The sequence below is a fragment of the Nocardioides sp. NPDC023903 genome (assembly GCF_040639295.1).
In the GTDB taxonomy this organism is placed as follows: domain Bacteria; phylum Actinomycetota; class Actinomycetes; order Propionibacteriales; family Nocardioidaceae; genus Nocardioides.
Genome location: NZ_JBEZZS010000069.1, coordinates 1 through 5,649, shown reverse-complemented (window position 1 = coordinate 5,649; position 5,649 = coordinate 1). Strand labels below are relative to the sequence as shown.

Genomic DNA, 5,649 nt, shown 5'->3' with positions numbered 1-5,649 from the left:
GACCCCATGTCTGGCCTAGGCGTGGAGCGGTCACCTGCCGTGGGTGAGTGATCCGTGGCCACACCCGGGCCGCCGCCCCGATAGCCAGCCAAATCTTTTCTCGATCTGGTCCGGAGTCCAGGACCGCGAGGCGGCCAGCGAAGCCGGCGCCCGAAGGGCGTCCTTGACGCCGGTCCAGATCGAGAAGACCCTCAAAGAACGGGTCGGCGGCCCAGCCCAACCCCGCGGAAACAGCAGCGCAGACGAAGCAGCACCCCGTGTAAGACCAAATCTTTTGACCAACCCCGCAGAACTAAAGGCGCCCGAGCGCAGCCCGAAGAGGATCGAGGCCGAGCGACCCGAGGTCGAGCGCGGCGCGGTGGAAGGCCTTCATGTCGAACGCGGCGCCAGCACGAGCCCGGGCGTCCTCGCGGGCCTGGAGCCAGATCCGCTCCCCGACCTTGTAGGACGGGGCCTGGCCCGGCCAGCCGAGGTAGCGGGCGACCTCGAAGTCGAGGAAGGCGTCCTCCATCAGACAGTGCTGCCCGATGAACTCGCGGCCGAGCTCGGGCGTCCACACCTCGCCTGGGTGGAAGCCGAACGGGTTGTCGTCCGGGATCGTGAGCTCCAGGTGCATGCCGATGTCGATGATCACCCGCGCGGCCCGGAAGGACTGGCCGTCGAGCATGCCGAGACGGTCACCGGGGTCATCGAGATAGCCGAGATCGTCCATGAGGCGCTCGGCGTAGAGCGCCCAGCCCTCGCCGTGGCCCGAGACCCAGCACATCAGCCGCTGCCAGCGGTTGAGCAGCTCGGCGCGGTAGGCGGTCTGGGCGACCTGAAGGTGATGGCCCGGGACGCCCTCGTGGTAGACCGTGGTCAGCTCGCGCCAGGTGCCGAAGGAGGTGACCGACTCGGGCACCGACCACCACATCCGGCCAGGCCGGGAGAAGTCCTCGGAGGGGCCGGTGTAGTAGATCCCGCCGTCGGTGGTCGGCGCGATCATGCACTCGATCCGCCGGACCGGCTCGGGAATGTCGAAATGCACGTCGGCCAGCTCCGCGATGGCGCGGTCGGCGGTGGTCTGCATCCACTTCTTGAGCGCGTCGGTCGAGGTCAGCTGCCGCGCGGGGTCCTTGTCGAGATGGGCGGCCGCCTCGACGACGCTCGATCCCGGCAGGATCCGGTCGGCGGTGGCCTCCATGTCGTCGGAGAGTCGCTTGAGCTCCTCCCAACCCCAGGCGTACGTCTCCTCCAGGTCGATCTCGGCGCCCAGGTAGCGCCGTGAGGAGAGCTGGTAGTGGTCGCGCCCGACGGCCTCCTTCGGCAGCCCGTTGGGGACCAGGTCGGCGGTCATGAAGCGCCCGAACTCGACGAACGCCTCGTTGGCCTTCGCGGCAGAGACCTTGAGCTCGGCGCGCAGGGAGGCAGGAACGGCCTCGGGGGTACGTGAGACCAGACCGGTGAAGAAGTCACCGGCGCCCTTCTGCCCGGTCCAGCTCAGGATCTGGTCGGCGACCTTCTCGTACTGAGCCGTCGCCGAGACCCGTCCGGCCGCGGCCTCCTCCCGGAGGGTCGCGGTGTAGCCCGCGACCGCGTCCGGCATCCCGGCCAGTCGGGCGCCGATCGCGGCCCAGTCGTCCTCGGTGCCGGTCGGCATCAGGTCGAAGACCTCGCGCAAGTTGTGGATGCCGCTGGTGATGACGGAGACGAACTTCCGGTCCAGCTGCGCCTCGGCGAACTCGATGTCGAGCCCGACCCGCTCCAGGAACGCATCCTTGGCGACCTGCTCACGCTCGTCGACCGGCTTGATCGCGGCCACGTCGGCGTAGGCCGCACGGTTGAGCTCCTCCACCGCCTGCATCCCGTCGGGGGAGAGGTCGGGGAGCTCCGCGTCGTGGCCGGCGACACCGACGTACGTCGCGGTCAGCGGGTCGAGGGCGCAGAGCTCCTCGACATAGCGGTCGGTGCGGGCGTCTACTTCACGGGTCACCCGGCCAACCTTAGGACCGGGACGTCTTGGGGCAACTCAATTCCGCTTTACACGCAACGAACACGACAGACTTCGCGTAGGAGGGGTGTGAACGTGCCAGAGGAGGTGTCCGTGGATGCCGAAGAGCAGGAGAGGGATCCGGACTTCGGGGCCTGGGTGGCCTCGAGGGGGCCCGCGCTACAGCGGTTCGCCTATCTGGTGACCGGCAACAACTCCGACGCTCCTGACCTGGTGCAGGATGCCCTAGCCCGTGCGCTGCCGCGGTGGGAGTCGCTGGCGGCGTCCGGGACGGCGGAGGCGTACGTGAAGAGGAGCATCGTCAACGGGTCGATCAGCGGCTGGCGCAAGCGGCGCCGGCTGGTGCTGGTCGAGGACGTCGAGCCGATGGCGACCAGCCATGAGCCCGGCCCCGAGGAGCGAGACGCGGACGAGGCGTGGGAGCTGGTGCAGACGCTCCCGTCCAACCAGCGAGCGGCGGTGGTCCTCCGGTTCTACGAGGACCTGTCGTTCGCGCAGATAGCGACGGTGCTCGACTGCGCCGAGGCGACCGCCCGCTCACATGTGCACCGGGCGCTGGCCAAGCTGAGGCAGCGGTTGGACGAGCAAGGCTCTGTTGATCGGAGAGGGAACGAGGGGGTTGACAATGAGTGACTTCGAGCGCGAGGAGCGGGCCTTCCGGGCCGCCCTGGCCCGTGCGGCCGACGGTTTCGAGCCGCGGGAGCTCGCGATCCCCGGGGCATCTGACTCGTCGGGACCATCAGACGTGTCCGACGAGACGGACCAGACCGAGCAGACCGAGGAGAAGGCACCCGTACGCCGACGGACCACCTGGATCCTGGCCGCGGCCGCCGCGGTGCTGGCCGTCGTCGGCCTGGGTGGCGTGGTGGCGAACCTGCCGACCGCCGGGAGCGGCGACGAGAGTACGGCCGCGAGCGACTCTGCCGGCGCCGAGGACCGTGCCGATGGTGCGCCCAAGGCGCTCTCCGAGCAGGATGCAGCGGCCCCCGAAGGCACCTACGACAACGGCGGCCGCGACGATCTGCCCGCGCCCGCGGACGGGAACCGCTGGGCGGTCCGCTACGACATCGCTTTCCAGGTGCCTCAGGAGTGGGCCGACGCCACGGCGCCGGCGCTGCCGGAGTGCATCGCGAAGCCCGGCGACCAGTGGGACACCGTGCCGCGGACTCCGTACGTCGCGAACATCACCAACCAGCCGGTGCCGAGTATCGCCTGCAACGAGACCGAGGACCGTGACTTCCCGCCGCAGTTCGGCAAGGTGCCGTTCGCGCTGTGGCAGCCCTACGTCCTGATCGAGAAGCCGGGCAAGGGCGCGACCCTCCAGACCGGCTCCTGGGAGCACGAGGGCTGGCTGCTGACCCGGGTCCAGGTCGAGGACGCGTACGCCACGATCCTCACCGGTCCCGGCGACGAGCGGGTCAACCAGGAGATCAAGGGTTCTCTGAAGACCGTGGCGAAGGATCCCCACGGCTGCGAGACCGCCTCGCCGCTGGCCGAGGGCGATCCGGTGCGGCCGAAGAGCGACCCGGCGACCTCGCCCCTGGAGGGCGACGACCCGGACTCGATCGCGATCTGCGAGTACGAGCCGTCCTCGGCATCGCTGACCGGTTCGCGGGAGATCACCGGCGCCGAGGCCGCCGGCCTCGTGGAGGCGATCCGCAGCGCGCCAGCCCGTTCCGGTCCCAACACGCCGCAGAACTGTGCCGCGGGGCAGCCCGTCACGGCGTACGTCATCCTGCGGATCGTCCGCGGCGGAGGCGAGCCCGGTGAGGTCTACGTGAACTACGAGAACTGCGACGACCACGGGTTCTACGACGGCATCACCGTGCACGAGCTCACCGCGGCGGCCTGCCGGCCGGTGTTCGCCGAGGAGCCGGTCACGATCTACTCGGCTCAGGGCGACGTCGCCAAGGTCTGCCTCTCCTGACCTTCGGTTGCTGGCCGCCCCCGCTCGGGGAGGGCGGCCAGCAACCGAGTAGCGCGCCACGCGGCGTAGAGGAAGAGAAGCACCAGCAGGCCGTTGCGCCAGGCCAGCACCTCGGTGATCCACGGCGAGCCGATGTCGTTGAAGGTGAGCATGTAGCCGTACATCCGCGGGAAGATCTCGTGGGTCAGCAGGGTCACCACGACCAGCACGATCGACCAGATCCCGAGCTGACGGCGCGCCCGGCCGCGGAGCAGGACCAGCCCGGCGGAGGCGGCGGGGAGCAGCCAGAGCATGTACTGCGGGCTGAGCACCTTGTTGGTCACCAGGAACGCGGCCACCGTCGCGAGCACCAGCCACACGATCGTCTCCTCGGTCCTCTCGCCGCGGGGAAGGCGCCGCCAGGCGAGCACCCACCAGACGATGACGAGCGCCCCGGCGACCACGGAGGCGACCGTCGCGGCGAGGAGCAGCGGCTCGACCAGCGGCCCGCTGATGTCGTACGCCTTCCACTCGGTGTAGTCGATGGCGTAGCCGCTCTCCGGGCCGCCGTGGCCCCACTCGTACATCGCCGGGGTCGCGAAGACCGACTCGATCTGCAGGCCCCGCTCGCTCTGGTAGTTCAGCGGCGTCCATAGGCGGTCCCAACCACCGAGGACAAGACTCAGCCCGGCCAGCGCGACGCCGGTGCCGGCGACGGTCAGGATGACGCCCCGGCGGGTGGCGCGGTTCGCGGCGAGAGCCGGGATGACCAGGATCGGCCAGTACTTCGCGCCGGTCGCGAAGGCCGCGAACGCCGCGGCGACCCTCGGTCTCCTGACCGCGTAGAGCACCGCCAGACCGACCATGATCCCGGGGAAGAGGTCGAAGCGGGCGTACGCCGTCGCCCCCAGCGCCGGGACGGCGACCAGCCACATCGCCTCCGCGCCGGAGATCCCGAGTCTCGGGTGCGTCCCGCGGCGGTTGCGAACGAGCAGCACCATGAAGAGCAGGTCGGTCAGCGCCGCCATCGCCAGCACGGCAATGATGTAGGCCTCGCCGCCCAGGTTGAGCAGGCCGATCGCGGCGTACGGGATCCAGAGCAGCAGCAGCGCCGGCACCGGATACTCGACCAGCGTCCCCGCGACCCCGTCTGTGGCCAGTGCGTCGAGGCTGTCGCGGTAGTAGTTCACATCGCCGACCACGCCCCACTCGGCGCCCCACCATGAGAACGAGCCCTCCGCCGCGGCCGGGAAGCCGTAGAGGATCACCACCCATCCCCGGGTCACCAGCCAAGCCAGGGTGACCAGGAGATAGCGCCGAGAGAACGTGATCACGGAGCGATCATGACATTGCGGTCCTCGTCAGCGAGGCAGGCCGCTTGCGCGCCAGGCGTTGGGGCCGGGGTGGATCGGGGTACGCAGCTGCGGGGTGCTCCACAGGGAGCGCTGCTTCTTCTTGGGTGCCTCGCCCGCCGATCCGAGGGCCGCGAAGACGGCCACGATCGCGGCCACCTCTTCGGGAGTGGCGTTCTGGTCGATGACCTTGAGCAGCGGCTTCTGGTCGGCCTTCGGCTCGGTCGTCGGCTCCTCGGGCGCGGTCACAGCGGGATGTTCCCGTGCTTCTTCGCCGGGAGCGTCTCGCGCTTGGTGCGCAGCAGCCGCAGGGCGCGGGTGACTTCGGCGCGGGTCTCGTGGGGTGGGATGACGGCGTCGATGTAGCCGCGTTCGGCGGCGATGTAGGGGTTGGCCAGGGT

Annotated in this window: 6 protein-coding genes; 2 read left to right on the top strand and 4 right to left on the bottom strand. The window is 69.9% G+C overall.

The window, feature by feature from the left end:
* Positions 1 to 292: 292 nt before the first annotated feature.
* The gene (locus tag AB0F44_RS29930; RefSeq protein WP_357360980.1) at positions 293 to 1,972 is read right to left on the bottom strand and encodes a DUF885 domain-containing protein; all 1,680 of its coding nucleotides are present in this window, start codon (positions 1,970 to 1,972) and stop codon (positions 293 to 295) included.
* 111 nt (positions 1,973 to 2,083) lie between these two features.
* On the opposite strand from AB0F44_RS29930, the gene AB0F44_RS29925 reads away from it, so the two are divergent.
* Positions 2,084 to 2,623 (top strand): SigE family RNA polymerase sigma factor, encoded by a 540-nt coding sequence (locus AB0F44_RS29925; RefSeq protein WP_357360978.1) that lies wholly within the window; start codon positions 2,084 to 2,086, stop codon positions 2,621 to 2,623.
* The gene (locus AB0F44_RS29920) at positions 2,616 to 3,917 is read left to right on the top strand and encodes a hypothetical protein (protein ID WP_357360976.1); all 1,302 of its coding nucleotides are present in this window, start codon (positions 2,616 to 2,618) and stop codon (positions 3,915 to 3,917) included. Before AB0F44_RS29925 ends, AB0F44_RS29920 begins: the two co-directional genes overlap by 8 nt.
* On the opposite strand, the gene AB0F44_RS29915 is transcribed toward AB0F44_RS29920, so the two are convergent.
* The 3 genes from AB0F44_RS29915 to AB0F44_RS29905 all read right to left on the bottom strand — a co-directional run.
* The gene (locus tag AB0F44_RS29915) at positions 3,884 to 5,230 is read right to left on the bottom strand and encodes a glycosyltransferase 87 family protein (RefSeq protein WP_357360974.1); all 1,347 of its coding nucleotides are present in this window, start codon (positions 5,228 to 5,230) and stop codon (positions 3,884 to 3,886) included. The genes AB0F44_RS29920 and AB0F44_RS29915 overlap by 34 nt on opposite strands.
* A 27-nt stretch (positions 5,231 to 5,257) precedes the next feature.
* The gene (locus AB0F44_RS29910; protein WP_357360973.1) at positions 5,258 to 5,497 is read right to left on the bottom strand and encodes an acyl-CoA carboxylase epsilon subunit; all 240 of its coding nucleotides are present in this window, start codon (positions 5,495 to 5,497) and stop codon (positions 5,258 to 5,260) included.
* On the bottom strand, positions 5,494 to 5,649 hold a 156-nt coding region (locus AB0F44_RS29905), incomplete at its 5' end, for a carboxyl transferase domain-containing protein (RefSeq protein WP_357360982.1). The genes AB0F44_RS29905 and AB0F44_RS29910, both read right to left, overlap by 4 nt.

Coding starts and splice junctions, on each gene's coding strand:
- AB0F44_RS29920 (WP_357360976.1), top strand. CDS start 2,616: ATGAGTGACTTCGAGCGCGAGGAGCGGGCCTTCCGGGCCGCCCTGGCC.